Annotated in this window: 27 protein-coding genes and 2 pseudogenes; 14 read left to right on the top strand and 15 right to left on the bottom strand. The window is 68.4% G+C overall.

Features of this window, described 5'->3' with window-relative positions; translation table 11 throughout:
* Positions 1–93: 93 nt before the first annotated feature.
* Both ACFZDE_RS18440 and ACFZDE_RS18445 read right to left on the bottom strand, forming a co-directional pair.
* A complete protein-coding gene (locus tag ACFZDE_RS18440; RefSeq protein ID WP_020271174.1) occupies positions 94–306 on the bottom strand; it encodes a DUF5326 family protein in 213 nt (70 codons plus the stop codon).
* A gap of 165 nt (positions 307–471) precedes the next feature.
* On the bottom strand, positions 472–789 hold the full coding sequence (locus ACFZDE_RS18445; RefSeq protein WP_221754281.1) for a cupin domain-containing protein: 318 nt from the start codon (positions 787–789) through the stop codon (positions 472–474).
* Positions 790–849: 60 nt separating this feature from the next.
* On the opposite strand from ACFZDE_RS18445, the gene ACFZDE_RS18450 reads away from it, so the two are divergent.
* From ACFZDE_RS18450 to ACFZDE_RS18470, 5 genes are all read left to right on the top strand, one after another.
* Positions 850–1227 carry a phage holin family protein gene (locus tag ACFZDE_RS18450; RefSeq protein WP_390998424.1) on the top strand — a complete coding sequence of 126 codons (378 nt, stop codon included), beginning with the start codon at positions 850–852 and terminating at the stop codon, positions 1225–1227.
* Between the two features lie 6 nt (positions 1228–1233).
* Complete coding sequence (locus ACFZDE_RS18455) at positions 1234–1728, top strand: low molecular weight protein-tyrosine-phosphatase (RefSeq protein WP_391200762.1); 495 nt, start codon at positions 1234–1236, stop codon at positions 1726–1728.
* On the top strand, positions 1725–2954 hold the full coding sequence (locus ACFZDE_RS18460) for a cystathionine gamma-lyase (protein WP_391200765.1): 1230 nt from the start codon (positions 1725–1727) through the stop codon (positions 2952–2954). Before ACFZDE_RS18455 ends, ACFZDE_RS18460 begins: the two co-directional genes overlap by 4 nt.
* 196 nt (positions 2955–3150) lie before the next feature.
* Positions 3151–4056, top strand: a complete 906-nt coding sequence (locus ACFZDE_RS18465; RefSeq protein WP_391200767.1) for a LysR substrate-binding domain-containing protein — start codon at positions 3151–3153, stop codon at positions 4054–4056.
* 64 nt (positions 4057–4120) lie between these two features.
* Positions 4121–4603: an NUDIX domain-containing protein gene (locus tag ACFZDE_RS18470; RefSeq protein WP_391200769.1), complete on the top strand. Its 483-nt coding sequence runs from the start codon at positions 4121–4123 to the stop codon at positions 4601–4603.
* A gap of 31 nt (positions 4604–4634) precedes the next feature.
* On the opposite strand, the gene ACFZDE_RS18475 is transcribed toward ACFZDE_RS18470, so the two are convergent.
* Positions 4635–6206, bottom strand: coding sequence for a globin domain-containing protein (locus tag ACFZDE_RS18475; RefSeq protein WP_391200772.1), 1572 nt, complete (start codon positions 6204–6206; stop codon positions 4635–4637).
* Between the two features lie 587 nt (positions 6207–6793).
* Between ACFZDE_RS18475 and ACFZDE_RS18480 the strand changes: the two genes are divergently transcribed.
* Positions 6794–7657, top strand: coding sequence for a GNAT family N-acetyltransferase (locus tag ACFZDE_RS18480; RefSeq protein WP_391200774.1), 864 nt, complete (start codon positions 6794–6796; stop codon positions 7655–7657).
* An 82-nt stretch (positions 7658–7739) separates the two neighbouring features.
* Here the strand turns inward: ACFZDE_RS18480 and ACFZDE_RS18485 are convergent, their stop codons facing one another.
* A complete protein-coding gene (locus ACFZDE_RS18485; protein ID WP_391200776.1) occupies positions 7740–8162 on the bottom strand; it encodes a heme-binding protein in 423 nt (140 codons plus the stop codon).
* Between the two features lie 65 nt (positions 8163–8227).
* Entirely contained in the window at positions 8228–9436 is a 1209-nt protein-coding gene (locus tag ACFZDE_RS18490) for an MFS transporter (RefSeq protein ID WP_391200778.1), read from the bottom strand.
* Positions 9437–9578: 142 nt separating this feature from the next.
* Here ACFZDE_RS18490 and ACFZDE_RS18495 point away from each other — a divergent pair, with 142 nt between their 5' ends.
* Positions 9579–10043 (top strand): MarR family winged helix-turn-helix transcriptional regulator, encoded by a 465-nt coding sequence (locus ACFZDE_RS18495; protein WP_381427584.1) that lies wholly within the window; start codon positions 9579–9581, stop codon positions 10041–10043.
* Between the two features lie 125 nt (positions 10044–10168).
* Positions 10169–10621 carry a GNAT family N-acetyltransferase gene (locus tag ACFZDE_RS18500; RefSeq protein WP_391200780.1) on the top strand — a complete coding sequence of 151 codons (453 nt, stop codon included), beginning with the start codon at positions 10169–10171 and terminating at the stop codon, positions 10619–10621.
* 59 nt (positions 10622–10680) lie between these two features.
* Here the strand turns inward: ACFZDE_RS18500 and ACFZDE_RS18505 are convergent.
* Positions 10681–12065 (bottom strand): annotated as a pseudogene (locus ACFZDE_RS18505) (serine hydrolase domain-containing protein).
* Between the two features lie 198 nt (positions 12066–12263).
* Between ACFZDE_RS18505 and ACFZDE_RS18510 the strand changes: the two are divergent.
* Entirely contained in the window at positions 12264–13058 is a 795-nt protein-coding gene (locus ACFZDE_RS18510; protein WP_391200782.1) for a DUF6193 family natural product biosynthesis protein, read from the top strand.
* Positions 13059–13080: 22 nt separating this feature from the next.
* On the opposite strand, the gene ACFZDE_RS18515 is transcribed toward ACFZDE_RS18510, so the two are convergent.
* Both ACFZDE_RS18515 and ACFZDE_RS18520 read right to left on the bottom strand, forming a co-directional pair.
* On the bottom strand, positions 13081–13383 hold the full coding sequence (locus ACFZDE_RS18515; protein ID WP_391201360.1) for a hypothetical protein: 303 nt from the start codon (positions 13381–13383) through the stop codon (positions 13081–13083).
* Positions 13384–13441: 58 nt separating this feature from the next.
* A complete protein-coding gene (locus tag ACFZDE_RS18520; RefSeq protein ID WP_391200785.1) occupies positions 13442–13858 on the bottom strand; it encodes a hypothetical protein in 417 nt (138 codons plus the stop codon).
* A 119-nt stretch (positions 13859–13977) separates the two neighbouring features.
* Here ACFZDE_RS18520 and ACFZDE_RS18525 point away from each other — a divergent pair, with 119 nt between their 5' ends.
* Complete coding sequence (locus ACFZDE_RS18525; protein ID WP_391200786.1) at positions 13978–15219, top strand: hypothetical protein; 1242 nt, start codon at positions 13978–13980, stop codon at positions 15217–15219.
* Between the two features lie 21 nt (positions 15220–15240).
* On the opposite strand, the pseudogene ACFZDE_RS18530 reads toward ACFZDE_RS18525, so the two are convergent.
* Positions 15241–16087, bottom strand: a pseudogene (locus tag ACFZDE_RS18530) (hypothetical protein); the annotation flags it as partial.
* A gap of 112 nt (positions 16088–16199) precedes the next feature.
* A complete protein-coding gene (gene dnaB / locus ACFZDE_RS18535; protein WP_390998458.1) occupies positions 16200–17681 on the bottom strand; it encodes a replicative DNA helicase in 1482 nt (493 codons plus the stop codon).
* A 460-nt stretch (positions 17682–18141) separates the two neighbouring features.
* Here dnaB and ACFZDE_RS18540 point away from each other — a divergent pair, with 460 nt between their 5' ends.
* Complete coding sequence (locus ACFZDE_RS18540) at positions 18142–19479, top strand: MATE family efflux transporter (RefSeq protein WP_391200788.1); 1338 nt, start codon at positions 18142–18144, stop codon at positions 19477–19479.
* A gap of 196 nt (positions 19480–19675) precedes the next feature.
* On the opposite strand, the gene rplI is transcribed toward ACFZDE_RS18540, so the two are convergent.
* From rplI to rpsF, 4 genes are all read right to left on the bottom strand, one after another.
* Positions 19676–20122, bottom strand: coding sequence for a 50S ribosomal protein L9 (gene rplI / locus ACFZDE_RS18545; protein WP_190900757.1), 447 nt, complete (start codon positions 20120–20122; stop codon positions 19676–19678).
* An 18-nt stretch (positions 20123–20140) separates the two neighbouring features.
* Positions 20141–20377, bottom strand: coding sequence for a 30S ribosomal protein S18 (rpsR, locus tag ACFZDE_RS18550; RefSeq protein WP_003949403.1), 237 nt, complete (start codon positions 20375–20377; stop codon positions 20141–20143).
* A gap of 45 nt (positions 20378–20422) precedes the next feature.
* Positions 20423–21022: a single-stranded DNA-binding protein gene (locus tag ACFZDE_RS18555; RefSeq protein WP_390998464.1), complete on the bottom strand. Its 600-nt coding sequence runs from the start codon at positions 21020–21022 to the stop codon at positions 20423–20425.
* A gap of 71 nt (positions 21023–21093) precedes the next feature.
* Complete coding sequence (gene rpsF / locus ACFZDE_RS18560) at positions 21094–21384, bottom strand: 30S ribosomal protein S6 (RefSeq protein WP_030847098.1); 291 nt, start codon at positions 21382–21384, stop codon at positions 21094–21096.
* A gap of 263 nt (positions 21385–21647) precedes the next feature.
* Between rpsF and ACFZDE_RS18565 the strand changes: the two genes are divergently transcribed.
* From ACFZDE_RS18565 to ACFZDE_RS18575, 3 genes are all read left to right on the top strand, one after another.
* Positions 21648–21953 carry a hypothetical protein gene (locus ACFZDE_RS18565; RefSeq protein ID WP_184909768.1) on the top strand — a complete coding sequence of 102 codons (306 nt, stop codon included), beginning with the start codon at positions 21648–21650 and terminating at the stop codon, positions 21951–21953.
* A gap of 168 nt (positions 21954–22121) precedes the next feature.
* Positions 22122–23243 carry a peptidoglycan bridge formation glycyltransferase FemX gene (gene femX, locus ACFZDE_RS18570; protein WP_142161973.1) on the top strand — a complete coding sequence of 374 codons (1122 nt, stop codon included), beginning with the start codon at positions 22122–22124 and terminating at the stop codon, positions 23241–23243.
* 81 nt (positions 23244–23324) lie between these two features.
* Positions 23325–24356, top strand: a complete 1032-nt coding sequence (locus ACFZDE_RS18575; protein ID WP_030847092.1) for an alanine racemase — start codon at positions 23325–23327, stop codon at positions 24354–24356.
* Positions 24357–24473: 117 nt separating this feature from the next.
* On the opposite strand, the gene ACFZDE_RS18580 is transcribed toward ACFZDE_RS18575, so the two are convergent.
* Positions 24474–25985: a glycosyltransferase 87 family protein gene (locus ACFZDE_RS18580; RefSeq protein ID WP_391201362.1), complete on the bottom strand. Its 1512-nt coding sequence runs from the start codon at positions 25983–25985 to the stop codon at positions 24474–24476.
* Positions 25986–26034 lie beyond the last annotated feature (49 nt).

Here is a 26034-nt window from a genome sequence, read left to right on the forward strand (position 1 = left end):
GCGTGCAGACCGCCCCGCCGGGAAACTTCCCCCGCCCGAGGGAACCGGTGATTCCAGGCGTTTCCCGCTACCCCCACCGGTTTCCCACGCGTCTCACCAGTCGCTGCGCGACGAAGAACTCGATGTGAACTTCCGTACGACGTAGATCAGGCCGCCGACCAGTGCCACGAAAACCAGCACCTTGAAGAGCAGTCCGATGACGAACCCGACCACGCTGGCGATCAGCCCACCGAACACGACCAGGGCGATGACCGGCACCGCGATCCACTTCACCCACCACGGCAGTCCCGTGAAGATCTCTCGCATCGCCCTCGTCCTTACCTCTCCGCCCGTTCGAGTGCCGGGTCCCGTCGGTCCTTCTGGATCTCTGATGTCCTGCACTCGATGCTAGGTCCGGGAGGGGGTCGAACGGGGGCCTCGCGCCCCTTGTCCTCCCCTGACCGAACCCCTAGGGAACCCTGAGGCGGTCCGTCACCTCTCGGGCGGAGAGAAGACGACCAGCACCCTCAGGTCCTCGGTGATGTGGTGGAACTTGTGGGCGACGCCCGCGGGCACGTAGACCACGCTGCCGCGCGCCACCTGGGTCGTCTCCAGACCGACGGTGATCGCCGCACGGCCGCTCACGATGAAGTAGACCTCGTCCTGATTGTGCGGCTTCTGTGGATCCTGCTCGCCCGCGTCGAGGGCGTACAGACCGACCGACATGTTCTGCTCCCGCAGAAACTGCAGGTAGGCGCCCTCGTTGGCGGCACGCTCCGCCTCCAGTTCATCCAGCCGGAATGCCTTCATCGCCTTGTCCGCCCCTGCCTCTTGTGCCCGCGTCCGATCAGGTCTGCCACGATCAGACACATGAAGAATTTCGTAGTCAAGACGATCGCCAACGCGGGCGCCCTGGCGGTCGCCGTGTGGCTGCTCGACAAGATCACCCTGACCGGTGACAACAAGGCCAGGGAATTCGGCACCCTGATCATCGTGGCGCTGCTCTTCGGCCTGGTGAACTTCCTGGTCAAGCCGCTCGTCAAGCTTCTCAGCCTGCCGCTGCTGATATTGACGCTCGGTCTGTTCACCCTGGTCGTCAACGCGCTGATGCTGCTGCTCACGTCGTGGCTGGCGGACAAGCTCGACCTGAGCTTCCACGTGGAGGGCTTCTGGACCGCCGTCGTGGGCGGCCTGATCATCTCGGTCGTCTCCTGGGCGCTGCACGTCGTGCTGCCCGACGGGGACTGAGCGGCCATGACGTACCGGGTCTGCTTCGTCTGCACGGGCAACATCTGCCGTTCCCCGATGGCCGAGATCGTCTTCCGCGCGCGAGTGGCGGAGGCCGGTCTCGACGAGCTGGTGGAGGTCGACAGCGCCGGCACGGGCGGCTGGCACCAGGGCGACGGAGCCGACCCGCGTACGGTGGCCGTCCTGGAGGACAACGGCTACGCCGGTGACCACACGGCCCGGCAGTTCCGGTCGTCCTGGTTCTCCCGCCTCGACCTGGTGGTCGCCCTCGACTCCGGCCATCTCGGTGCCCTGCGCCGGCTCGCGCCCACGGAGCAGGACGCCGAGAAGGTGCGGCTGCTGCGCTCGTACGACCCCGCCACGGGCGACGACGACCTCGACGTACCGGACCCCTACTACGGGGGCATCGGCGGCTTCGAGGAGTGTCTTGAGATGGTGGAGGCGGCGAGCGTCGGTCTGCTCGCCGCAGTGCGCGAGAAGGTGGAGGGACAGGCGGCATGAGCGATTCCGCGAAGGGTGACGCGGGCGGGACGGCGAGTGCCGTCAGCGAGGCCGGCGGTACCGCAGCCGAGGTGACGGGTGTCGTGGGCCCGTCGTCGGCCGCAGGCGCCGGGGACGGCACGCGTGCGGTACGGGCCGGGCTGCCCGAGCCGGTCAAGCACGAGCCGACGCTGCCCGGCCCCGTGTTCGCCGCTCACTTCCACCTGCCGGGCGACCCGACCGGCCCCTACACCTACGGCCGCGACGAGAACCCGACCTGGACGCTGCTGGAACGCGCCGTCGGCGAGCTGGAGGCACCCGGCGAGGACGGTGCCGAGACGCTCGTGTTCGCCTCCGGCATGGCCGCGATCTCGGCAGTGCTCTTCTCCCAGCTGAGCACCGGCGACGTGTGCGTCCTGCCCGACGACGGTTACCAGGCGCTGCCGCTGCTCCGGGCCCAGCTGGAGGCGTACGGCATCGAGGTGCGCACCGCGCCGACGGGCGGTGACGCCCAGCTGGACGTCCTCGACGGCGCACGGCTGCTGTGGATCGAGACCCCCTCGAACCCCGGGCTCGACGTGTGCGACATCAGGCGGCTCGCCGAGGCGGCACACGCGCGTGGTGCCCTGGTGGCCGTCGACAACACCCTCGCGACCCCGCTCGGCCAGCGTCCGCTGGCGCTCGGCGCCGACTTCGCGGTGGCCAGCGGCACCAAGCAGCTCACCGGTCACGGTGACGTGCTCCTGGGCTATGTCGTCGGCCGGAACGCCGAGGCCATGGCCGCCGTGCGTCGCTGGCGCAAGATCGTCGGGGCGATCCCCGGGCCCATGGAGGCCTGGCTCGCGCACCGTTCCATCGCGACGCTCCAGATGCGGGTCGACCGGCAGAGCGCGACGGCGCTGTCGGTCGCCGAGGCGCTGCGCGAGCGGCCCGAGGTGACGGGGGTGCGATACCCGGGGCTGCCCGGCGACCCCTCGCACGAGATCGCCGCGCGCCAGATGCGGCGCTTCGGATGCGTGGTGTCGTTCACCCTGCCCACGCGCGAGGTCGCCGACCGCTTCCTGGACGCGCTGCGTCTCGTGGACGACGCGACGAGCTTCGGCGGGGTGCGGTCCACCGCCGAACGGCGTGGACGCTGGGGCGGGGACGCGGTGCCGGAGGGCTTCATCCGCCTGTCGGTCGGCGCCGAGGACCCGGAGGACCTGGTGGCGGATGTGCTGCGGGCACTGGACGCGTCGGCCGCCTGATCATCGTCACGGACGGTCCGAGCCTCCCCCCTCGTGGCTCGGACCGTCCCCCGGTTCCGCGCGCAAGAACCGCGCGACCAAGGCTAGTTGACTCTCTGTCAGTGTCCAATCACAGTAGCGACAGAGACCTATCGACTTATTTATAGTTGAGCGCGGCCGGGGGGCCGGATCGGGGGCCGAAGAGGGAGTGTGTGCGGTGGATCTGGCCTTGCTGCGGACCTTCGTGACCGTGCACCGGGCCGGCTCATTCACCCGCGCCGCCGCTCTGCTCGGGCTCTCGCAACCCGCCGTCACCTCGCAGATACGGACGCTGGAGCGGCAGCTGGGCCGCCCCCTGTTCCTGCGGCAGGCCCGAGGCGTGACCCCGACGAGCATCGGCGACGAGCTCGCCCACAAGGCCGCGCCCCATCTCGACGCCCTGGTGGAGATCACCGAGACCGGCCTCGACGAAGACTCCTCCTTACGGACGCTGCACCTCGCAGGCCCCCCGGAGTTCACGGCCGAACGAGCCCTGCCCGCCCTCACCGAGCTGACCGGCGAGGACGGCCAGGGCTTTGCCTTGCGCGCGTCCTTCGGGAACGCCGAGGAAACACTGGAGGGGCTGTCCGCCGGACATCATGATCTGGCCATCAGCACCGCCCAGCCGCGCGGCGCCCTGCTCACGGCGACTGCGCTCTGCGACGAGGAACACGTCCTGGTCGCCGCCCCGCGCTGGGCCGAACAGCTCGGCACCGGCAGGCCGGACCGCGGGCCGGAACCGGCCCTCGAAAAGATGCCCGTGGTGGAGGTGCACGAGTCACTGCCGTTCGTCTCCCGCTACTGGGCCTCCGTCTTCGACTCACCCCCGGCGGTCCCGGGCACCGTGATCGTCCCCGACCTGCGCGCGGTCCTGGCCTGCGCCGTCGCGGGGGCGGGCCTGGCGGTGCTGCCCCGCTACCTCTGCGCGGCGGCGCTGGAGCGAGGCGAGGTCATCGCCCTGTACGAGCCGGCCGTGCCGCCGCTGCGCACGTACTTCCTCGTGGTCCGCACCGGGACGCTCGCTATGCCGCATATCGCGCGGGCTCACGAGTGGTTGCAGCAGGCTTCGGACGACTGGTGCTGAGGCCGCGCGGGAGCAGGGACGCGTGCGATGTTTCACGTGGAACCAGCCGGGCCACATTTCACTCATGACCGTCCGCCCCGTGGTCAAGCGCACCGCCCGCGCCGTTCTGCTGGACGGTGCCGACCTGATCTTGATCAAGCGCACCAAGCCGGGTGTCGATCCCTACTGGGTCACCCCCGGCGGCGGAGTCGAGCCCGGCGACTCGACCGTTGTCGACGCCCTGCACCGCGAGGTGTACGAGGAACTCGGCGCGAAGATCACCGATGTGGTGCCCTGTTTTGTGGACACCATGGAGCACATCGGGGAGGACGGCGGCGCGACCGGCGTGAAGGTGCAGCACTTCTTCGTCTGCCGTCTGGAGTCCATTGACCCGTCCCTGCGCCACGGCCCCGAGGTCGACGCGCCGGTCGGTGAGTACGAGATCGTGCGCGTGCCCTTCACTCGGGTCGGGATCGCCTCCGTCCATCTCGTGCCGCTGTCGCTGCGGCACTACCTCGACGGCAACATCGAGGGCGTCTTGGCGATGCACGCACCGGACCTGGGCTGATGCGCACGCCGGACCCGGGCCGAAACGCGGGTCAGCTCCCGGCGGCGACCAGTTCCTCGACGGAGTCGTGCCGTATGCGGTCCGACGGGATGCCGCTGTCCCGCAGGGCGTGCACACCGCTGCGGATCATCCCGGGCGGACCCGAGAGGTAGGCGTCGAACTCGTTCCACGGTCCGTAGGCACGTACGGCGTCCGGAAGCTGCTGGCGCGCCTGCTGGTCGATGATCGCTCTGACCGCGAGCCACGGGTGGGCCTGCTGGAGGCGGAGCATGGTGTCGATGTCATACAGGTCGTGGTCGGTGCGGGCTCCGTAGAAGACCTCGACGGAACGACGTTCACCATGCTCGGCGACGTCCTCCACCAGGGCCTTGATGGGCGCTATGCCCGTGCCGCCGCCGACGCAGAGCAGGCCGCTGTCGGTGGTGTGGTCCACGGTCATGGAACCCGCGGGCGGGCCGAGCCGGATGATGTCGCCGGGGCGGGCGCGGTGCACCAGGGCGTTGGAGACCCAGCCGGCCGGGACGGCCTTCACATGGAAGGACAGCAGCCCGTCGGAGCGGGGCGCCGAGGCGAAGGAGTAGTGCCGCCAGATCCGGGGCCACCAGGGCGTCTCCACGCTGGTGTACTGCCCGGCGAGGAAGGGGTACGGCTGGTCGGGGCGGACGGTGACGACCGCGACGTCGGGGGTTCTCATGTCGTGCGTGACGACCTCGGCGTACCACCAGGCCGGGGCGCGCAGTTCGTCCGCTGCCGCCGCGTCGATCATGACCTGGGAGATCGTGGTGTAGGCCCGGACCCAGGCCGCCTCCATCTCCGGGTTCCAGACCCCGGCGGCGTACTTGCTCAGCGCGCCGATCAGGCACTCGCCGACGGCCGGGTAGTGCTCGGGCCGGGTGCCGTACTTCCGGTGGCCCCGGCCGAGGTTCTGCAGGTATCCGACGAGGACGTCCTTGTTGTCGATGTGCTCGGCGGCCGTGAGCAGCGCTCTGAGCAGCCGGTCCCGCTGGGTGTCCATCGAGGCCGGGAACAGCGACCGCAGATCGGGGTGGCGGACGAAGAGCAGGGCGTAGAAGTACGACGTCACCTTGTCGGACACCGGGGCGACCTCGGCCATGGCGCGTCGAATGAGGATGGCGTCGGGGGAGCCTGCTTCGGCCGACACCGGGGTGACTTCTTCCGCGGGCGGCGTCGGGGCGAGCCGCTGGGCGGGAACACGCTCCTCGGCGGCAGTCGTGGGCGTCGGCGGAGCCATGGTGGAGGCGAAGGGCGTCGGGGTGAGCGCTGTCGGCACGGGACCATGTCCGGTGCCCGGCATCGTGCCGGTGGCAAGGCCCGAGACCGCGGGGGTGCTCCCATCGTCGGGGGCCGCGGGAGCGCTCGCACCGTCGGGGGCCGCGGGGATGTCGTCGGCCGGTGCTGCTGCCGGGGCGGCTCCGGGCCTGCCCACCGGGCGTATCGCGGCCGGTCGTCGCACTTCTGCCGGCTTGTCTGCGGTTCCGGCGTCGCTGTCCGGCGTCGTCGTCGGATTCTTGCGGGGTGTGAACCAGCCGCCCCCGCCGCCAGAAGTGCCGTTGTCGGCCGACGTGGTGGTCGGAGCGTCCATGGTGTGCCTCGCCTCGAGCATCTTTCGGTCGGTCTGCGCACTTCCCAGGTCGGAAGGTGCCTGCTTCCCCCGTGGACGGTCTGCGTTCCTCTCCTCGTCGCGGCCAATGCGGCCACATTCAACCCGTATTCCGGCTCTGTACGGACAAGTAAGGCGAGAGTGTGACATTGGCCGCAACGACTCTCATCGAGCATCCCACTCGCCAGGACGCTTCCCTCGCATACCCGGAAACACGGGTCCTCGATCTTTTCGTCCCGTTAGGCTGCTTTGCCCTGCACCGAGCCCACTCGGGACGGGTCGTACCATCCCGGATGCGAACCGGAGTCGACCCTACCGGCCACCGCCGCGCACACAAGTCCCCCCTCGTCACGAATACGGGCACGCGGCGCATCATCGAGTCCGTCAACTATTGGACAAGAACAGCCTGTTCAACACCTCGTTCGGACACTCGGTGTTCTTACGTGTTTCACGTGAAACACGCAGCGGTGGTCCACACCGTGTGCGGGCGGCGACAACTGGCCAAAAGCTCGTATGACTCCTCCGAAAGAGGTGGACGCCAGGGGCCGATGTCAGACAGCCTGACCTGCGTGTCGACTCCTTCCCTTGCCTCATTGCCCATCCGCCGTCTGACGCTCCGCGATCAAACCGCCTGCGCCGACTTGTCCGAGGACCGGGGGTGGCCACGGGAGGAGCACAAGTGGGGCTTCCTCCTCACGGCCGGGACGGGCTATGGCATCGACGACCCCGACGGCGGCCTCGTGAGCGCCTGCGTCGTCACCGAGTACGGCCCCCAGAACCCCTCCCTGGCCGCGATCGGCATGGTCCTGGTCGCCGGACGGCACGCACGACAGGGGGCGGGGCGCCGCCTGATGCGTCATGTCGTCTCCACCATGGGCACCACGCCCATCACCCTGCACGCGACGCCGAACGGCCGCCCCCTGTACGAGGAACTGGGGTTCAAGGTCACCGGCCGGGCCGAGATGGTCATCGGGCGTTTCACACCTGGCGGACCGGAGCCGAAGGTCGCCACCCGGGCCGCCACCGCGGAGGACCTCACCGCGATCCTCCGCCTCGACGAGCAGGTGTTCGGGACCGACCGCACGCACATCGTCACCCGACTCCCCGCCTTCGCCGATCAGTTGCGGGTCGCCGAGGAGGACGGGCGGATCATCGGATACGCGGCCGCCTGGCCCAACATGGACACCCACGTCGTCGGTCCGCTCATCGCGCGCGACACGTCGGTGGCGCAGGCGCTCATCGCCTCCCTCGCCACCCACACCGACCGTCCCCTGCGCACCGACATCGACGTGCGCCACGAAGAGCTCCTCGCATGGGTGAAGGAACGCGGCCTGGAGTCCGTGGCCTTCAACGCGGTGATGGCGTACGGAATCACCGAGCTGCCCGGAGACTGGACCCGGCGGTTCGCGCCGGTCACCGTCGCGGCGGGCTGACGATCTGGACACGGCGACGCCGGCTCCCCGGGGCTCGGGGAACCGGCGTCGCCGCACTGAGGGCCTCGCGCTACGGGACCGGTCAGGCGAGGGCCTCCACGGCGGCCGTGGCGAAGCCGTGGTCCTGCTCCGGGGCACCACCGCCGACGCCGATCGCGCCGATCAGGCGGCCGTCGCGGTGCACCGGCACCCCGCCCGCGATGAACAGCAGGGGGCGGTCGAGCGCGGTCGGCAGCGTGTGGAAGAGACCGCCGGGCTGTACCGCGTCGACCAGGTCGGCGGTGGGCGCGTTCAGCTGGAGGGCAGTGTAGGCCTTGCGGGTGCTGGTCTCACCGGAGATCAGTACGGCGCGGTCGTCCCGCCGGAAGGCGAGCAGATGGCCGCCCGCGTCCAGGACGGTGACGCTGACGGTGACGTCTGCGGCCTGTGCGGCGCGGTGGGCGGCGGCGACGAGGGCGTCGGCGTCCTGCGTGGTCAGCGGGGCGACAGCGGTGATGGTGCTCATGAGAGGTTCTCCTGAAACGTGCTGGTGGTGCCGGATCGTGAGGTACGTCGGGGCGATCCGGTTGCTCAGTGGTGGGCAGCGGCGCGCTGCCCGGCCGGTGCGGCTCCCGTGACGACGGTGCCGGAGCCACCGGCACGGCGCTCCAGTGCGGCCGAGAGGAGCGCCAGGATCAGCGCCCCGGCCGCCAGGGCGGCACCGACCCAGTTCGGGGCGGTGTAGCCGAGGCCGGCCGCGATCACGAGGCCGCCGAGCCATGCGGACAGCGCGTTGCCGAGGTTGAAGGCGCCGATGTTCACTGCGGAGGCCAGCGTCGGGGCGCCGTGCGCCTGGTCCAGGACCCGCTTCTGGAGCGGCGGCACAGTGGCGAAGCCCAGGGCTCCGATCAGCGCGACGGTGATCGCCGACAGGACCTTGTCGTGGGCGGTGAGGGTGAACAGCGCCAGGACGACGGCCAGGGCGCCCAGCGAGACGTACAGCATGGGCATCAGAGCGCGGTCGGCGAACTTGCCGCCCACGAGGTTGCCACCGACCATGCCGAGGCCGAAGAGGACCAGCAGCCAGGTGACGGAACCGTCCGCGAAGCCTGCGACGTGGGTCATCATCGGCGCGATGTAGGTGATGGCCGCGAAGACGCCGCCGAAGCCGAGGACGGTCATGGCCATCGCGAGCAGGACCTGCACGTTCTTGAACGCGGCCAGCTCGTGCCGCAGGTGCACGCCCTCCGGCTTGGGCATGTCGGGGACGAGCCGGGCGATGCCGGCCAGGCCGATGACGCCGAGGGCGGCGACGAGGCCGAACGTCACCCGCCAGCCGAGGGACTGCCCGACCAGCGTGCCCAGCGGAACGCCGACCACGTTGGCGACGGTCAGGCCAGTGAACATCATCGCGATGGCTCCGGCCCTCTTGTCCGGAGCGACAAGGTCGGCCGCGACGACCGAGCCGATACCGAAGAAGGCGCCGTGGGCCAGCGAGGCGACGATCCGCCCGATCAGCATGACGGAGAAGGCGGGGGCGAACGCCGAGAGCAGATTGCCGACGATGAACAGGCCCATCAGCAGCATCAGCATCCGCTTGCGGGAAATCTTGGTACCGAGGACGGTCATCAGCGGGGCGCCGAACATGACGCCGAGCGCGTAGCCGGTCACCAGGTATCCGGCCGTGGGGATGGAGATCCCGTAGTCGCCCGCGACCTCGGGCAGCAAGCCCATGATCACGAATTCCGTCGTTCCGATCCCGAAGGCCCCGATCGCGAGGGCCAGAAGCGCGAGAGGCATGGAGGGGTTACCTTCCCAGAAGATTGCAGGAGCGCTTTGCGTGCGTCCACAATAGTTGCACACGCGGGTTATAGGCAAACGCCCTCAATCGCGGTTGTGCTCTATCCTGGGTGACAGCCGCTCCGGGACGGAGGAAACGCCCATGACAGCGACGGACCCCGCGCTCACCGCTCTCGCCCAGAGCTGGTGCGCCCTCTCCCTGCTCCACGGGAGGATCGAGGCCCACATCGAACGGGCCCTGCAGGCCGGACACGACCTCAGCGCGCGCGAGTACTCCCTGCTGGACGTGCTCAGCAGGCAGCACGACGGGGACGGCGGGCATCTGCAGATGAAGCAGGTCGCCGACGCGGTCGTCCTCAGCCAGAGCGCCACCACCCGCCTGGTCACCCGCCTGGAAGACCGCGGTCTCCTGGAGCGCTACCTGTGCCCCACCGACCGCCGGGGCATCTACACCAACGTCACCGCGGCAGGCCTTGAGCTGCTGGAAGCGGCCCGCCCGACCAATGACGCCGCCCTGCGCGAGGCCCTCGACGACGCGGCGAAGAACCCCGAGCTGGCCCCGCTGGTCCGCGTCGTGGAGACACTGAAGGCGCCGGTGCCTGCCTAGAGCAAGGCTGCGGTGCCCGCCTGGAACAAGGCGCCGGTGCCCTCCTGGAACGCGGCCGCGGGTGATCTCTTCTCCCCGGGCGGCCGTCTCCGCGTCGGGTGCCGCCATGTGCGTAGGGTGCGGCCATGGGAGATCTTGAAATACGCGCCGCCGTCGCCGACGACGTCCCGGCGATCGTCGGCATGCTCGCGGACGACCCACTGGGCGCACAGCGCGAGTCGCCGGACGACCTCGCCCCCTACCTGTCCGCTCTCGAGCGGCTCAGCTCCGACCCGAACCAGCGCCTGATGGTGGCGGTCAGGGAGGGCCAGGTCGTCGGCACCCTCCAGCTCACGATCATTCCGGGGCTCTCCCGACGCGGCGCGACCAGGTCCATCATCGAGGGAGTGCGCATCCACGCGGACGAACGCGGCAGCGGCCTGGGATCCGAGCTCATCGAGTGGGCGATCGACGAATCCCGGCGCCAGGGATGCCAGTTGGTCCAGCTGACCTCCGACAAGACCCGCACCGACGCCCACCGCTTCTACGAGCGGCTCGGATTCACGGCCTCCCACACAGGCTTCAAACTCCAGCTCTGACCGGGCTGCTCGGGCGCCCTGTTTCACGTGAAACAGGGCGCCCGAGCCTCGCACTCTGCCTAGCCGATGCCGCGCCACCCCTCGGGATCGACACCACCCGGCACGGAAGCGTCCTCGCCGTACGGCTCACGCGTGAACACGAACGAGCCGAGGTCCAGATGGCTCACCGACCCGTCCGGCCGCCGGGCGGCCCGCAGAAGCTCGCCCGAGTAGTAGCCCTCCAGCCCCGCCCATGTGCCGTCACCGTTCGGGCGGAACCGCGAGCGACGGCCGGCGCCCGTCAACGGTCCGAGTGAGACCAGCCCGTCGGACGTCAGCCGCAGCACGAACGCGTGCGTCCCCCAGTACCACTGCCCCGTCAGCTCCAGCAGCGACCGGTCGGCCTCGCCCAGCGGCTTCCACGGCGCCGGGATACGCGGCTCCGCCTCGGCGACGATACGGACCAGGTCGGCGGCGACGGCGAACAGCAGCGGGCCGGACGTGCAGTTGGCCAGAGCGATCGCCGCGACGTCGTCCTCGACGCTGATCATGAGGCACGCGAGGAACCCGGGCAGCGAACCGGTGTGTCCGACGAGGGACCGCCCGTTCCGTCGCCGGATCTCCATGCCCAGGCAGTATGCGTAACCGCTCGCCACGTCCGCCGCCTCGTGAGGTGCGGACGGTGTCCTCATCTCACGCAGCGTCTCGGCACTCAGCACCCGCTCGTCTCCGTTGACCAGGAACACCGCGAAGCGCGCCAAGTCACCCGTCGTCGACCAGAGTTGACCGGCCGCTGCCATCCGCCCCAGGTCCTCGGTAGGCTCGGGAAGCATCACATCGGCCCAGGGATGGACGGCCCAGCCGCCCGCATGGGGAGCCTCCGGCCGGGCGCTCGTGCGATGCAGCCCCAGAGGTTCGAGCACTTCCCGCCGTAGGACGTCCTCCCAGGGAGCCCCGCGGAGCTTCTCGATGAGCGCGCCGAGCACGGCGTATCCCGGGTTCGAGTAAAGAACCGGCGGCCCGGTGCAGTCAGCGCAGGCCGCTCGCCCAGCACGTCGGCGAGTTCGGGCCGCAGAGCCCCGGGACTGCGCTCCCACCACGGCCCCGGCGTCTCGGCCGCAAGCCCGCCGGTGTGCGCGAGGAGCTCGGCGACCGTCACCTCCCCCAGGCCAGTGCCCGGCAGGTGCTTCTCGATCGGGTCCTCGAGATCCAGTGCACCCTCGTCGCGCAGCCTCAGCACGAGAACAGCCGTGAAGGTCTTGGTGATCGAACCGATCCGGTACTGCACGTCCTCGTCCGGCGCGTGCCCGTCCACCGAGGTCCGCGCACCCGTCCACACCGTCGTCCCGTCCCGTACGACGGCCGCGACGAGAGACGGGGCCCGTCCTTCGGCCTGCGCGACCGCGATGCGGTGCAGCAGAGCGCGACGCGTGCCGGGAAGCAGTTCTCCCTGAGATGTCGTCATGCCCCCAGTCCACCTGGCCCGGCATCCCCTCGTCGAGCACATTCGGGGGCAGGGCCGATGCGGGCGGGTGTAAGATCCCGCGGTTCGTGTCATAGAGCATCGCGTTGACCTGCAGCTTCTCTTTGAGTCTCACAGCGTGACGAGCTTGATCAATCTCACGGACGTGGCAGATTCCTCAGCACGAGGAAGACTGCCTCGGTGACCTCGAACGCGACACCCCCTGCCCGGCACGAGCCACTCCCGGCCGACGCTTCCTTGTATCCAGACCTGGCGTCCGCCGGCAGCTTCGCCGGAGCACTGGAAGCCGTGGCTGCTGAGCTCGGTCTCTCCCTAGGCAGGGTTCTTGTGGATGATTCGAACCCGCTCCGGACGGCAGGCGTCGAGAGCACGGTGGCTGACCGTGAGGCGTGCTGGATCAGCCTGGGGTCTGTGGAGCGGTGGTTCATCTTCAGCGGTTGGTCCATGGGGGTGCAGTCGGTCTCGGGCGCGACTCAGGACTTGGGCGAGATGGCACGGGCCCTGGAGGCATGGCGGAACGGCCTGAGGCTCAAAGAGATCTGCGAGGTGAGCCCATTCGTCAAGGTCACCGAGCTGGCCGAAGCCCATGAAAAGGGTCCGGCCGAGGCGGTCGCGGTGAAGTGGCGCTTGCTCCTTGAAGGCCTGCGCCGAGATTCGGACCGCCGGGAGCTCGCCCATCGGACGCTGAAGGTTGCCGAGCTTGCGCATGCCGAACCACAGCTGCGCCAGCTGCTTCCGTTCACCAGCCACTGGTCGCTTCATTTCACAACCTGCACTGGGTTCCCGTACTCATGGGACGTGCCGTTCATCGATCCGCTGAGCGACGGACGCTATCGAGTCTGCGGCCCTTCACGAGGAAGAGTGATCGGTGAGGCGGACACCGCTGAGCACGCGATCGCTTTGGTGGTGGGCGGGCTTCCGGCGAACTGCGGACCAGCAGTCGCCGGCACTGTCAACGATCAACAGTCTTTGTAGTTCCCCCTCCGCCCGTCCGATCTCATGACGGCCGGGCTGCGATCTGCCGACGGGCGGAGTTCCAGACCTCCTCGAACCCGTCGGAGGTCAGCTGCTTCGGATCGTGGCCTTCCCACTCGGAGACGGGCTGTTCGGCTGTGATCCCGAACCTGTTGTCGTACTCGTCGAGGCGGCCTGCGTCGCGGGCCCGCTGCCACTCGGCGAGGGAGGCAGCTGCGATCGGGGTCAGCTCAGGCCCTTCGAGTTCGACCTGCCGGATCACCCAGCCTTCGGCGTCGACCTCGAAGTAGAACCAGGTGTCTTCCTCGTCCCAGTAGCAGCGCATCCAGGTGGTCACCAGGCCATGATGACGGGCCAGGCGCACCGCGCTGCTCCGCTTCGCCTCATGACTGGGCGATGAATCCTGCGGATCGATCGAGCTGGAAAGGAGAACCGACCCGGGTGGGATCCCAGCCCTGATCCCGTGCCGCTCGAATGCCGACAGCAACGTGTGCTGGGCGAATGGGCTCCGTCTCGACGCCTACCCAGTTGCTGGGAGGGGCCTGGCCGCTGGTGACGATCAAGGTCGTGCCCGGCTGGCTGTCGCTGGCCGCTTCGACCGCGTAGGTCATCAGTGTCCAGCAGAGTCCCTGCATGTAGGAGGGCTTCCTGCGGATCTGCCAGCGGTACTCGATTCCGTCAACGGCTATACGCCGGGAACCCTTCTGGTTCAGCGCCATCTTCGCCTCTTCCGCTGTTGGACTGTGCTGTGTCGCCGCGGGCGCGAAAAGCAGGTTGCACGCGAACGTACCGAACGTCATCGCCGACAAGTACCTTCTCGACTACGGATGGGTTGATCAGCCCATAAGTTGGTGTCAGTGCCGAGCGACCCGGCGCATCGCACCCACCCCGGGTGCACTGACCGCGATCGGAGAGCACCGTGAAGAACAGCCCGTTGTGGCGAGTGGTTGACAACGAGAGTGGTAGCCAGTCCATCGTCAGCACGCCCTCCGAGGCGGTCACGTTCGTCAACAGCCGGTTCGACACCGATGACGACGACGAGCCGTTCAGCATCATCGAGGTCGGTCCTCTCCTTCCGAAGCCGCTCGGGGTCATCACCGCATGGGCCGCCGAGAAGGACGGCGAGCGAACCGACGGGCGTACTGCCCCGATCACCATCAGGCCGGTTGTGACGGACAACGCCAGCGAGTTCGATGACGTCGTGCTCTGGGGCGACGTGTACGTCTCCTGGGACCACGACATGTACACCGTCGAGGGGCCGGACGGCTCCGAGTACAGCGAGGCTTACAGCGCAACCGAGTTGAGTGCGATCCTTGACGAGTACGCCGATGACTATGAGTACGCGCCTGAAGGGCCCGACAGCCACAGGTGGCCGAAACCGGAAGAGTTGATCACCTACGGTGCCCGGGAGTGCGCCAAGCGGTTCGGGCACCTCGACGACGACGCCCTGCTGTGGCTCGCTGCCACCCGCATCACGCTCGCCGTGTGGCGCAACACACCCGTCGAGAACTGGCATGCCGGGAAGAGTCCGCTGCACGACGGCACGATGATGCGGATCAACACGGCAACCACCCGACTCGTGCGCTCGATGCTGTCGTTCGACCATGTCGACTGGATCGGTCTCGGTCTCGCGATCGTCAACCCGTCCCGGGTTCTACCGACAGGGCAGTCCGTACTCGAGCTCGGGCTGGCCTGCCACAACCCTGACGACCCGGCGCACGAGGTTGATCCGCGAGAAGAACTCGCGGAGATGGCGCAGGTCGCGATCTCATGGGGGCGAAGGTACTGCCTTCACGAGAAGGAGTTCGGCCTGCGAACCCTGATCGAATCCTTCTGTGCGTCCGACAACGGCTGGTTCGGAGCACCGAGTTGGGGGCGCATCGTCGATCGGTTCCTTACGGCTGTCGACGACCGGGAGAATGCGCACTGGGGCATATACCAGGACAAGCCTTGGTTCAACGAGTGGTTCACCAACCGGCCGGCCGACATTGCGGAGACCACGGAATTTCGTCGGCTGCTCCTTGCCGGGCCCGACCTGCTTTCCGAGAAGGCCGCCGAATGGTGCGTGGATGGTGCCATCGGCTACGTCTGCCAGGACGACCACGCGAACGACTGCTGGCGGTGCGGTATCCCGCTGGCAACGGAATCCCCCAACGAGTGAATTACCCCGGGTGCGGTCCCCGGCCTTGCGTACGGACGGAAGCGAGACGACCGCCTCCGCCTCACTCTCCGGAAGCTCGATGGCGGCCTGCTCGCGCGAGAGCCGCAGGGCCATGCGCCGCTCGGCGATTGTGGTGCCCAGCCCGAGATTCCACCGCTCCAACAAATCAGCGACGGCAAGCCGGCCGTCAGGAAAGCGATACTTCGAGGCCGCCAGCTGTCGGGCGAACGTCAACGCGTCCTCGCTCAGCGGCATCTCGGCCGATGGCGCGTGCTCCCAGACCAGCGTGCGCCATGCCGTGCTCGAACATCTTCGCTGGGGACATCCGCAGACCCGGCAGACCGGGATCGACCAGACTGGAATGCGGCCGGCAGTGATAGACCGCCGCGGTCCACTCCCGGATGATCGCCTCAAGCTCGTCGAGGAAGAAGAACACGTCGTCCTCCGGGCTCTCACCCCGCGAGTGGATGTCGGGGCCCTTATAGCCGGGCAGCACCTCCCGCGAAGTCCGGAAGTAGCGCTCGACCGGCCCCTTATCGCGGCCCGTCCGCAGCCGGGCCGGCTGGATGGAGATGCCCATCCGTCGGCAGACACTGGTCAGGTGCTCCGAGACATAGACCTTGCCGTGGTCGACGACCAGCGTCTCGGGAACCAAACGCGGCGAGGCCAGCCCCGGCCCGGTGGCGCCTTCGACATCGACCAGGACGGTGCGGTGGATGCCATGCTCGGGCCAGACCGCGTGCCGCGGCCAGTCCCGCCCCGCCAGCCGCGGCCGAAACGACTGGAACAGCACCGCACTGACATCCACCGCCTTCGTCGAGACCGGAGTCAGCCGGATCCCCGTGATACAGCGGGAATACCAGTCCATCAATAAGAGTGAACGATCCGAGCTGCGAGTCTCATGATGGCTGCACAAATGCCATCCATATGCAGCGGGCGCTGAGATTATGAAGCTGGATTTGAGACCCTACAGGGACGGTTCAGGTCTGCGCCATGTCCACGAAACGCGAGTAGTGGCCCTGGAAGGCGACGGTGATCGTCGCTGTAGGACCGTTTCGGTGCTTGCCGACGATGATGTCCGCCTCACCCGCGCGAGGCGACTCCTTCTCGTACGCGTCCTCGCGGTGCAGCAGGATCACCATGTCGGCGTCCTGCTCGATGGAGCCCGACTCACGCAGGTCGGACACCATCGGCTTCTTGTCCGTGCGCTGCTCGGGGCCACGGTTGAGCTGGGAGAGCGCGATCACCGGAACCTCCAGCTCCTTGGCCAGGAGCTTGAGGTTACGGGACATGTCCGAGACCTCCTGCTGACGGCTCTCGGAGCGCTTGGAGCCCCCGGCCTGCATCAGCTGGAGATAGTCGATGATCACGAGCCTGATGTCGTTGCGCTGCTTCAGCCGGCGGCACTTCGCACGGATCTCCATCATCGACAGGTTCGGGGAGTCGTCGATGTACAGCGGGGCGGACGACACCTCGGGCATCCGGCGTGCCAGACGCGTCCAGTCCTCGTCCGTCATGGTGCCGGAACGCATGTGGTGAAGGGCGACACGCGCCTCCGCGGACAGCAGACGCATCGCGATCTCGTTGCGCCCCATCTCCAGGGAGAAGATGACGCTCGGCAGGTTGTGCTTGATCGACGCGGCCCGGGCGAAGTCCAGGGCCAGCGTCGACTTACCCATCGCGGGACGGGCCGCGATGACGATCATCTGCCCAGGGTGCAGACCGTTGGTGAGCGAGTCGAAGTCGGTGAACCCCGTCGGCACACCGGTCATCTCGCCGCTGCGCGAGCCGATGGCCTCGATCTCGTCGAGCGCGCCCTCCATGATGTCGCCGAGCGGCAGATAGTCCTCGCTGGTGCGCTGCTCGGTGACCGCGTAGACCTCCGCCTGGGCACGGTTGACGATCTCGTCGACATCGTCGTCGGCCGCGTATCCCATCTGCGTGATGCGGGTTCCGGCCTCGACCAGCCGGCGCAGGACGGCCCGCTCGTGGACGATCTCCGCGTAGTACGCCGCGTTGGCCGCCGTGGGCACCGTCTGGACGAGCGTGTGCAGATACGAGGCGCCGCCGACCTTGTTGATCTCGCCGCGCTTGGTGAGCTCGGCCGCGATCGTGATGGGGTCGGCCGGCTCACCCTTGGCGTAGACGTCGAGGACGGCCTGGAAGATCGTCTCGTGGGCGGGCTTGTAGAAGTCGTGACCCTTGAGGATCTCGACGACGTCGGCGATGGCGTCCTTGGACAGGAGCATGCCGCCGAGGACCGACTGCTCGGCGTCGATGTCCTGCGGGGGGACCCGCTCGAACGACGGGGCGGATCCACCGTCCCACTCCCCGTTGTCCCTGCCGCGCTCGTGCTGTTCGTCGCGGCCCCGGGGTCCATCACCCCGCCGGCGGGAGGCGGGCAGACGATCACTGGGCCCGCTGTCGGCCCACGGGTCGTCCAAGGGCTCGGAAATGCTCACCGAGCCACCTCCTCCCGTCCGCCGAAGCAGACCTAGCCGTGCCTCTCTGTTCTACGGCACGGCACTGACAATTAGGAGGCCCAACTCCGGTTGGCACGCGCCGGTTTTGTGGCGTTTTGAAAACCGGCGGACGGAGCGGGCGCCGGACTACCGTAGGCCCCACGGCACCGTCAGCCAATCTGGTTATCCACAGCCCATGTGGACGACGGCCCAGATGCTGTGGAGAACTCCGCGAAACCTGTGCACGATCCGGTGGACAGGCCTGTGAACAAGCGACGCCCTTCGTGAGAAGAACCACTCTGACCTGCTACTTCACCATCCACGGGCTGTGCAGAACAAAAACTTCCCCAACCGGCCCAAGATCGCCTCGAACAGTGCACAGCAGTGCGCACTCCAGGACGGAAAGTAAGGGTCACAAAAGCTTTGCATCTCTTACCTGTGGACGATTAGATTGGTGCACATGACACAGGCCCCCGTGCGCCGCCGAACCGGCCGGAGACAGCACGACCGCGAGATCGTCGCACTGGCCCTTCCGGCCTTCGGCGCCCTCGTCGCCGAGCCCCTCTTCCTCATGACCGACACCGCCATCGTCGGCCATCTGGGCACGGCCCAACTGGCCGGTCTCGGCATCGCCTCGGCCCTGCTGATGACCGCCGTGAGCATCTTCGTCTTCCTCGCCTACGCCACAACGGCGGCCGTCGCCCGCCGTGTCGGAGCGGGCGACCTGCAAGCCGCCATCCGGCAAGGCATGGACGGCATCTGGCTGGCCCTGTTCCTCGGCGCCGTCGTCGTCGCCGTCGCCCTGCCGACAGCACCCCACCTCGTGGACCTCTTCGGCGCCTCGGACGCGGCGACCCCCTACGCGACCACGTATCTGCGCATCTCCGTGCTCGGCATACCGGCCATGCTCGTCGTCCTCGCGGCGACCGGCGTCCTGCGCGGCCTGCAAGACACAAAGACCCCGCTCTATGTCGCCATCGCCGGCTTCGTCGCCAACGGCGCCCTCAACGCCGGGCTCGTCTACGGCGCCGATCTCGGGATCGCCGGTTCCGCATGGGGCACCGTCATCGCCCAGTGCGGCATGGCCGCGGTCTACCTCGCGGTCGTTCTGCGAGGAGCACGCAAGCACGGCGCCTCGCTGCGCCCGGATGCCGCCGGTATCAAGGCGTCCGCACAAGCCGGTGCGCCTCTCCTCGTCCGCACCCTCTCCCTGCGGGCGATCCTGATGATCGCCACGGCTGTCGCCGCCCGCCTCGGGGACGCCGACATCGCCGCCCACCAGATCATCCTCTCTCTGTGGAACCTACTGGCCTTCGCCCTCGACGCCATCGCCATCGCGGGGCAGGCCATCATCGGCCGCTATCTCGGAGCCGGTGACACCCAGGGCGCGAGGGACGCGTGCCGTCGGATGGTGGAGTGGGGCATCGCCGTCGGGGTCGTCCTCGGCATCCTGGTGGTCATCGCCCGGCCGACCTTCCTGCCCCTGTTCACCAGTGACCCCGGGGTCAAGGACGTGGCGCTGCCCGCCCTGATCATCGTCGCCCTCTCCCAGCCGATCTCCGGCATCGTCTTCGTACTGGACGGAGTCCTGATGGGTGCGGGCGACGGCCCGTACCTCGCCTGGGCCATGCTGCTCACCCTGGCGGTGTTCACGCCGGTGGCCCTGCTGGTCCCCATGCTGGGCGGTGGACTCACCGCCCTCTGGGCGACGATGACGCTGATGATGACCGTGCGGATGCTGACGCTGTGGCTCCGCGCACGTTCGGGGCGCTGGATCGTCACGGGCGCGACGCGCTGACTGTTTCACGTGAAACGTCAGTAGGCACCGTTCCAAGTGACCCGTCAGCAGGCACCGTTCCAGGTGAAACGTCAGCGGGCACCGTTTCACGTGAAACAAGGACGCCTCTCAGCATCCATGCGCGCCCCACAGACACGAAAGGGGCCGCACCCCGAGGGTGCGGCCCCTTCGCTTACTGCTTCAGCACACGCGGCACTCAGGCAGCGACGACCTCGATGTTGACCTTGGCGGCAACCTCGGGGTGCAGACGCACGGACGTCTCGTGAGCGCCCAGCGTCTTGATCGGCGAGCCGAGCTCGATGCGACGCTTGTCGACCTCGGGACCACCGGAGGCCTTGATCGCGGAAGCGACGTCGGCCGGCGTGACGGAACCGAAGAGACGACCGGCCTCGCCGGAACGCACGGCCAGACGGACCTTGACACCCTCGAGCTGGGCCTTCACAGCGTTGGCCTGCTCGATGGTCTGGATCTCGTGGATCTTGCGAGCACGACGGATCTGCTCGACGTCCTTCTCGCCACCCTTGGTCCAGCGGATGGCGAACTTCCGCGGGATCAGGTAGTTGCGAGCGTAACCGTCCTTGACGTCGACGACGTCGCCCGCGGCACCGAGGCCGGAGACCTCGTGGGTGAGGATGATCTTCATGAGTCGGTCACCCTTCCCTTATCGCGCGGTGGAGGTGTAGGGCAGCAGCGCCATCTCACGGCTGTTCTTCACAGCCGTGGCGACGTCACGCTGGTGCTGCGTGCAGTTGCCGGTCACGCGGCGGGCACGGATCTTGCCGCGGTCGGAAATGAACTTCCGCAGCATGTTCGTGTCCTTGTAGTCCACGTACGTGACCTTGTCCTTGCAGAATGCGCAGACCTTCTTCTTCGGCTTGCGCACAGGCGGCTTAGCCATGGTGTTTCTCCTGTGTGATCAAGAAGTGTGAGTGCGAACCCGCCCCTAGAAGGGGGGCTCGTCCGAGTAGCCGCCGCCGCTGCCGCCGCCGGAGTTTCCACCCCAGCCGCCGCCACCGCCACCGCCCTGGTTGCCACCGGCGGGAGCGCCGGTCGCCCACGGGTCGTCGGCGGGAGCGCCGCCGCCCTGCTGGCCGCCACCGGGGCCGCCGCCCCAGCCGCCGCCACCCTGGGCGCCGCCACCGCCGCCGTAGCCACCCTGGCCACCCTGTCCACCGCGGCCGGTGGTCTTGGTGACCTTGGCCGTGGCGTTGCGCAGGCTGGCGCCGACTTCCTCGACGTCCAGCTCGTAGACCGTGCGCTTGACACCCTCACGGTCCTCGTAGGACCGCTGCTTCAGCCGGCCCTGCACGATGACGCGCATGCCTCGCTGGAGCGACTCGGCGACGTTCTCCGCCGCCTGACGCCAGACCGAGCAGGTCAGGAACAGGCTTTCGCCGTCCTTCCACTCGTTCGTCTGGCGGTCGAAGGTGCGGGGAGTGGACGCGACACGGAACTTCGCGACCGCCGCACCGGAGGGGGTGAAGCGCAGCTCGGGGTCGTCGACAAGATTGCCGACAACCGTGATGACGGTCTCGCCTGCCATGGGGGAACCTCTCGGCGGGTTTGCTCTGGCTGCTTGCTACTCGAATCCCGGGATCAGCTGAGCTGGGAAGCTCAGTGGGTCTCGGGACGGAGGACCTTGGTCCGGAGGACCGACTCGTTCAGGTTCATCTGGCGGTCGAGCTCCTTGACGACCGCAGGCTCGGCCTGCAGGTCGATGACCGAGTAGATGCCCTCGGGCTTCTTCTTGATCTCGTACGCGAGACGACGACGGCCCCAGGTGTCGACCTTCTCGACCTTTCCGCCGCCGTCACGGACGACAGAGAGGAAGTTCTCGATCAGCGGAGAGACAGCGCGCTCCTCGACCTCGGGGTCGAGGATGACCATCACCTCGTAGTGACGCATGTGGAACCCACCTCCTTTGGACTCAGCGGCCACGGTCGTTCCGTGGCAGGAGGGTTGTGATGCGTAGCAACGGTATCGGCCACCACTGACAGTCGGGGTTTCTGGCGAGAAGCCCCTGCCGTGACGTGGACAGACACCGGTGCGGACGGTACAGACTACCCGCACAGCGGCTTGCGGTTGAAATCCGGCCGCCAGGGCAGCCAATCTGTACCCATCGGGTGTGTATGGCGCTACGGTGCGCCGACTCTCGCAGGAGGTGCCCTATGGCACAGGCATTGCGACCCAACACCGCCGGCGGCCTCTTCGCCACGGACGGCAAGCCCCATCCCCTCCAGGACGCGCTGCTCGCGGTGACCCTGGTGCTGGGCCTCACCTCGTTCCTCTCGGCGATCATCGACGAGGACCTGCATCTGCTCAGCTCCTGGGCCGGTCTCGTGGGCATCCTCACGGGCGCGTACGGCCAGTGGATCTCGGAGACGACCCGGGAACGCTTCGGCCTGATCCTCGGTCTGGGCGCATCGGGCGTCGGGTTCTTCCTGGGCATGGCGCACGGCGGCCTCATCGGCTGACGCCGGGACACCCCCTCAACCGAACACCGGGTCACGCCCCGGCCGGCCTCGGGCCGGGGCGAAGGTTCCGTACGCCCAACCGGCGCGCTTCCACGGCGCAGTAGGCTTCGCGCGAGAGCCGGAGCCCCTGTACCCATGGGGACACACCAGCCCGAGGAGCGCCCCGAAATGAGCCTGACCCTGAGGACCATCAGTCGCGAGCAGCATCTGGCCTACATCCAGAGCCTGCCGTCGGCGAGCCACATGCAGGTCCCGGCCTGGGCTGATGTCAAGGCGGAGTGGCGCTCCGAGAACCTCGGCTGGTTCGACGACCGCACGGGCGAGATGGTCGGTGCCGGTCTGGTCCTCTACCGGCAGCTCCCCAAGATCAAGCGCTACCTCGCCTACCTGCCCGAGGGCCCGGTCATCAACTGGTTCGCGCCGAATCTGCAGGACTGGATCGAGCCGATGCTGGCGCACCTGAAGCAGCAGGGCGCCTTCTCCGTGAAGATGGGCCCGCCGGTGATCATCCGGCGCTGGGAGGCCCCCTCCATCAAGGCGGGCATCCAGAACCCTGACGTGAAGCGGCTGCGTGACATCGAGGCCGATCACATCGAGCCGCGCGCCTTCGAGGTCGCCGACAAGCTGCGCCGCATGGGCTGGCAGCAGGGCGAGGACGGCGGCGCCGGCTTCGGAGACGTCCAGCCGCGCTACGTGTACCAGGTGCCGCTGGCGAACCGCTCCCTGGAAGAGGTCCACAAGAACTTCAACCAGCTGTGGCGCCGCAACATCAAGAAAGCCGAGAAGGCCGGGGTCGAGGTCGTCCAGGGCGGCTACCAGGACCTCGAGGAGTGGCAGCGGCTGTACGAGATCACGGCCGTGCGCGACCACTTCCGGCCGCGTCCGCTGTCGTACTTCCAGCGCATGTGGACGGCCCTCAACACCGAGGACCCCAACCGCATGCGGCTGTACTTCGCCCGGCACAACGGCGTGAACCTGTCGGCCGCGACAATGCTCATCGTCGGTGGGCATGTCTGGTACTCCTACGGCGCCTCCGACAACATCGGCCGTGAGGTCCGCCCCTCGAACGCGATGCAGTGGCGGATGCTGCGCGACGCCTACGCGCTCGGCGCCACCGTCTATGACCTGCGCGGCATCTCCGACTCGCTGGACGAGACCGACCACCTCTTCGGCCTGATCCAGTTCAAGGTGGGTACCGGCGGCCAGGCGGCCGAGTACCTCGGCGAGTGGGACTTCCCGCTGAACAAACTGCTCCACAAGGCGCTCGATATCTACATGTCACGCCGCTGATGTTCCGGTCAGTGCTTCTATACCTCTGATACACGGCAATCGCCGCTACACGGCACCGCGAGAAAGGTTCCAGGTCCGGCCATGGCGCTCACGCTCTACGTCGACACCGCGCGCTGGCGTGCGCACCACAAGCACGTGCAGGAGCAGTTCCCGGGCCTCGTGCCGGTCTGCAAGGGCAACGGCTACGGCTTCGGGCACGAGCGGCTCGCGGAGGAGGCCACGCGGCTGGGCTCGGACGTCCTCGCCGTCGGCACCACCTACGAGGCCGCCCGGATCAAGGACTGGTTCGGTGGGGACCTGCTGGTGCTGACGCCCTACCGGCGGGGCGAGGAGCCGGTGCCGCTGCCGGACCGGGTCATCCGCTCGGTGTCGTCGATAGACGGTGTGTACGGCCTGGTCGGCGCCCGCGTGGTGATCGAGGTGATGTCCTCGATGAAGCGGCACGGCATCAGCGAGCAGGACCTGGCACAGCTGCACGCCGCCATCGAGAACGTCCGCCTGGAGGGCTTCGCCATCCATCTGCCGCTGGACCGCACCGACGGCTCGGACGCCGTCGAGGAGGTCATCGGCTGGATGGACCGGCTGCGTGCCGCCCGGCTGCCCCTGCACACCATGTTCGTCAGCCACCTCAAGGCCGAGGAACTCGCCCGGCTCCAGCAGCAGTTCCCGCAGACCCGCTTCCGGGCGCGTATCGGCACGCGGTTGTGGCTGGGGGACCATGACGCCACCGAGTACCGCGGCGCGGTCCTGGACGTCACGCGGGTCGCCAAGGGCGACCGTTTCGGCTACCGGCAGCAGAAGGCGGCCTCGGACGGCTTCCTGGTCGTCGTGGCGGGCGGTACGTCGCACGGGGTGGGTCTGGAGGCTCCCAAGGCTCTGCACGGCGTCATGCCGCGGGCCAAGGGCGTCGCCCGCGCCGGTCTCGCGACGGTGAACCGGAACCTTTCTCCGTTCGTCTGGGGCGGCAAGCAGCGCTGGTTCGCGGAGCCGCCGCACATGCAGGTCTCGATCCTGTTCGTGCCGGCGGACGCGCCCGAGCCGAAGGTCGGCGATGAGCTGGTGGCCCATCTGCGGCACACCACCACGCAGTTCGACCGGATCATGGACCGCTGACCGTCGCGCTCCTCGCAGCGCAGCAGGAAGGCCGTACACGGTGTCCCGTGTACGGCCTTCTCGCGTTTCCGGCTGCGGCTACTCGCGTTCCCGGCTGCGACTACTCGCGCCGTTCGCTCAGAGCGAACCGCCTGTAGGGCCGGGCCTGCCCCACTCGACCGGCGGCCGGTCGAACTGGGCATCGGCCTGCCGTCGAGGACGAGCCGCCGGGCCGAGGACGAACACGTCCTCGGCGCCGTCGAGCACTCCGCCCGAGGGGTCGTCGTCGCCGGAGCGCCGTACCGGGTCCCGGTCCGGCATGAAGATGTCGCGCACGACCATCACGCACAGGTACAGCGTCCCGAGCAGATGAAGGCCGATGGCCCAGTGGTAGCCGTCCGTCGGCAGCCCCTTGTGAGCGTCTCCGCTGGTCGTGTACGCGAGGTACAGCCAGATCCCCAGGAAGTACGCCACCTCGCAGGCCTGCCAGATCAGGAAGTCCCGCCACTTCGGCCGCGCGAGAGCGGCCAGCGGCACCAGCCACAGGACGTACTGCGGGGAGTAGACCTTGTTGGTGAGGATGAACGCCGCGACGATCAGAAAGGCCAGCTGGGCGAAGCGTGGGCGGCGCGGTGCGGTCAGTGCGAGCGCCGCGACAGCCGCACAGCACACCAGCATCAGCAGCGTGGCCGAGGTGTTGACGGTGTCGATGCTGAGCGGATCGTCCGAGTTCTGGGCCATGATCAGCCAGAAGGAGCCGAAGTCGACGCCCCGCTCCTGGCTGAAGGTGTAGAACTTCGACCAGCCCTCGAAGGCGAAGAGCATCACCGGCCCGTTCACGACGACCCAGGCGACGCTCGCGCCGCCCAGAGCCTTCCCGAACTCGCGCCACCGGCCCGCGCGCCAGCACAGCACCATCAGCGGCCCGAGAAGCAGGAAGGGGTAGAGCTTGGCGGCAGTGGCGAGCCCGAGCAGAACACCGAACGCGAGGGAACGGCCACGTGACCACATCAGCATCGCCGCCGCCGTCAGAGCCACGGCGAGCAGGTCCCAGTTGATGGTCGCCGTCAGCGCGGCGGCAGGCGCCAGGGCGACCAGCAGACCGTCCCAGGGGCGCCGGGCGTGGGTGCGGGCCACGCAGACGACGATGACCGCCGCACACACCATGAGCATTCCGGCGTTGACCATCCAGTACCACTGCTCCTGGTGCTGGATGGTGCCGCTGCCGGGGGTGAGCCAGGAAGCGACCTCCATGAAGACACCGGTGAGCACCGGGTACTCCAGGTACTGCATGTCGCCGGGAAGCCGGTCGAAGTACGGCACGAGCCCATCGGCGAAGCCCCGCCCCTGGTAGAGGTGGGGGATGTCCGAGTAGCACGCGTGCGTGTACTGGGAGCTGGCGCCGAAGAACCAGGCGCCGTTGTAGCAGGGCGCCTTCTGGACCAGGCCGAGGGCGAACATGCCGATCGCGACCAACGCGATCACCCGCACGGGAGTCCACCAGGACGACCCGAGCAGGGCAAACCGCCCGAGCGGACCGCCGATCAGCTCGCTGCCGGCCGCGGCGACCTCGTCCTCCTTGGTCGGCCGCACCTGCTCCCGCTCGTGGACGCTCGCTTGCGTCGATTCTGCACTGGCCATGCCGCACATCCTGCCGTACGAGTCTGGCAATACGCCGAGGGCCGCCGTACCCGTGGGG

It is taken from the genome of Streptomyces sp. NPDC007929 (assembly GCF_042959065.1).
GTDB lineage: Bacteria > Actinomycetota > Actinomycetes > Streptomycetales > Streptomycetaceae > Streptomyces.

Bases quoted from the DNA above. Each gene is read 5' to 3' on its own strand.
- ACFZDE_RS18565 (WP_184909768.1), top strand. From the start codon at position 21,648: ATGGCACAGGCATTGCGACCCAACACCGCCGGCGGCCTCTTCGCCACG.
- ACFZDE_RS18495 (WP_381427584.1), top strand. From the start codon at position 9,579: ATGACAGCGACGGACCCCGCGCTCACCGCTCTCGCCCAGAGCTGGTGC.
- ACFZDE_RS18555 (WP_390998464.1), bottom strand. From the start codon at position 21,022: ATGGCAGGCGAGACCGTCATCACGGTTGTCGGCAATCTTGTCGACGAC.
- femX (WP_142161973.1), top strand. From the start codon at position 22,122: ATGAGCCTGACCCTGAGGACCATCAGTCGCGAGCAGCATCTGGCCTAC.
- rpsF (WP_030847098.1), bottom strand. From the start codon at position 21,384: ATGCGTCACTACGAGGTGATGGTCATCCTCGACCCCGAGGTCGAGGAG.
- ACFZDE_RS18520 (WP_391200785.1), bottom strand. From the start codon at position 13,858: ATGACGTTCGGTACGTTCGCGTGCAACCTGCTTTTCGCGCCCGCGGCG.
- ACFZDE_RS18460 (WP_391200765.1), top strand. From the start codon at position 1,725: ATGAGCGATTCCGCGAAGGGTGACGCGGGCGGGACGGCGAGTGCCGTC.
- ACFZDE_RS18485 (WP_391200776.1), bottom strand. From the start codon at position 8,162: ATGAGCACCATCACCGCTGTCGCCCCGCTGACCACGCAGGACGCCGAC.
- ACFZDE_RS18500 (WP_391200780.1), top strand. From the start codon at position 10,169: ATGGGAGATCTTGAAATACGCGCCGCCGTCGCCGACGACGTCCCGGCG.
- rplI (WP_190900757.1), bottom strand. From the start codon at position 20,122: ATGAAGATCATCCTCACCCACGAGGTCTCCGGCCTCGGTGCCGCGGGC.
- ACFZDE_RS18575 (WP_030847092.1), top strand. From the start codon at position 23,325: ATGGCGCTCACGCTCTACGTCGACACCGCGCGCTGGCGTGCGCACCAC.
- ACFZDE_RS18455 (WP_391200762.1), top strand. From the start codon at position 1,234: ATGACGTACCGGGTCTGCTTCGTCTGCACGGGCAACATCTGCCGTTCC.
- ACFZDE_RS18445 (WP_221754281.1), bottom strand. From the start codon at position 789: ATGAAGGCATTCCGGCTGGATGAACTGGAGGCGGAGCGTGCCGCCAAC.
- ACFZDE_RS18470 (WP_391200769.1), top strand. From the start codon at position 4,121: ATGACCGTCCGCCCCGTGGTCAAGCGCACCGCCCGCGCCGTTCTGCTG.
- rpsR (WP_003949403.1), bottom strand. From the start codon at position 20,377: ATGGCTAAGCCGCCTGTGCGCAAGCCGAAGAAGAAGGTCTGCGCATTC.
- ACFZDE_RS18515 (WP_391201360.1), bottom strand. From the start codon at position 13,383: ATGCGCTGCTACTGGGACGAGGAAGACACCTGGTTCTACTTCGAGGTC.
- ACFZDE_RS18440 (WP_020271174.1), bottom strand. From the start codon at position 306: ATGCGAGAGATCTTCACGGGACTGCCGTGGTGGGTGAAGTGGATCGCG.
- ACFZDE_RS18540 (WP_391200788.1), top strand. From the start codon at position 18,142: ATGACACAGGCCCCCGTGCGCCGCCGAACCGGCCGGAGACAGCACGAC.
- ACFZDE_RS18450 (WP_390998424.1), top strand. From the start codon at position 850: ATGAAGAATTTCGTAGTCAAGACGATCGCCAACGCGGGCGCCCTGGCG.
- ACFZDE_RS18490 (WP_391200778.1), bottom strand. From the start codon at position 9,436: ATGCCTCTCGCGCTTCTGGCCCTCGCGATCGGGGCCTTCGGGATCGGA.
- ACFZDE_RS18475 (WP_391200772.1), bottom strand. From the start codon at position 6,206: ATGGACGCTCCGACCACCACGTCGGCCGACAACGGCACTTCTGGCGGC.
- ACFZDE_RS18580 (WP_391201362.1), bottom strand. From the start codon at position 25,985: ATGTGCGGCATGGCCAGTGCAGAATCGACGCAAGCGAGCGTCCACGAG.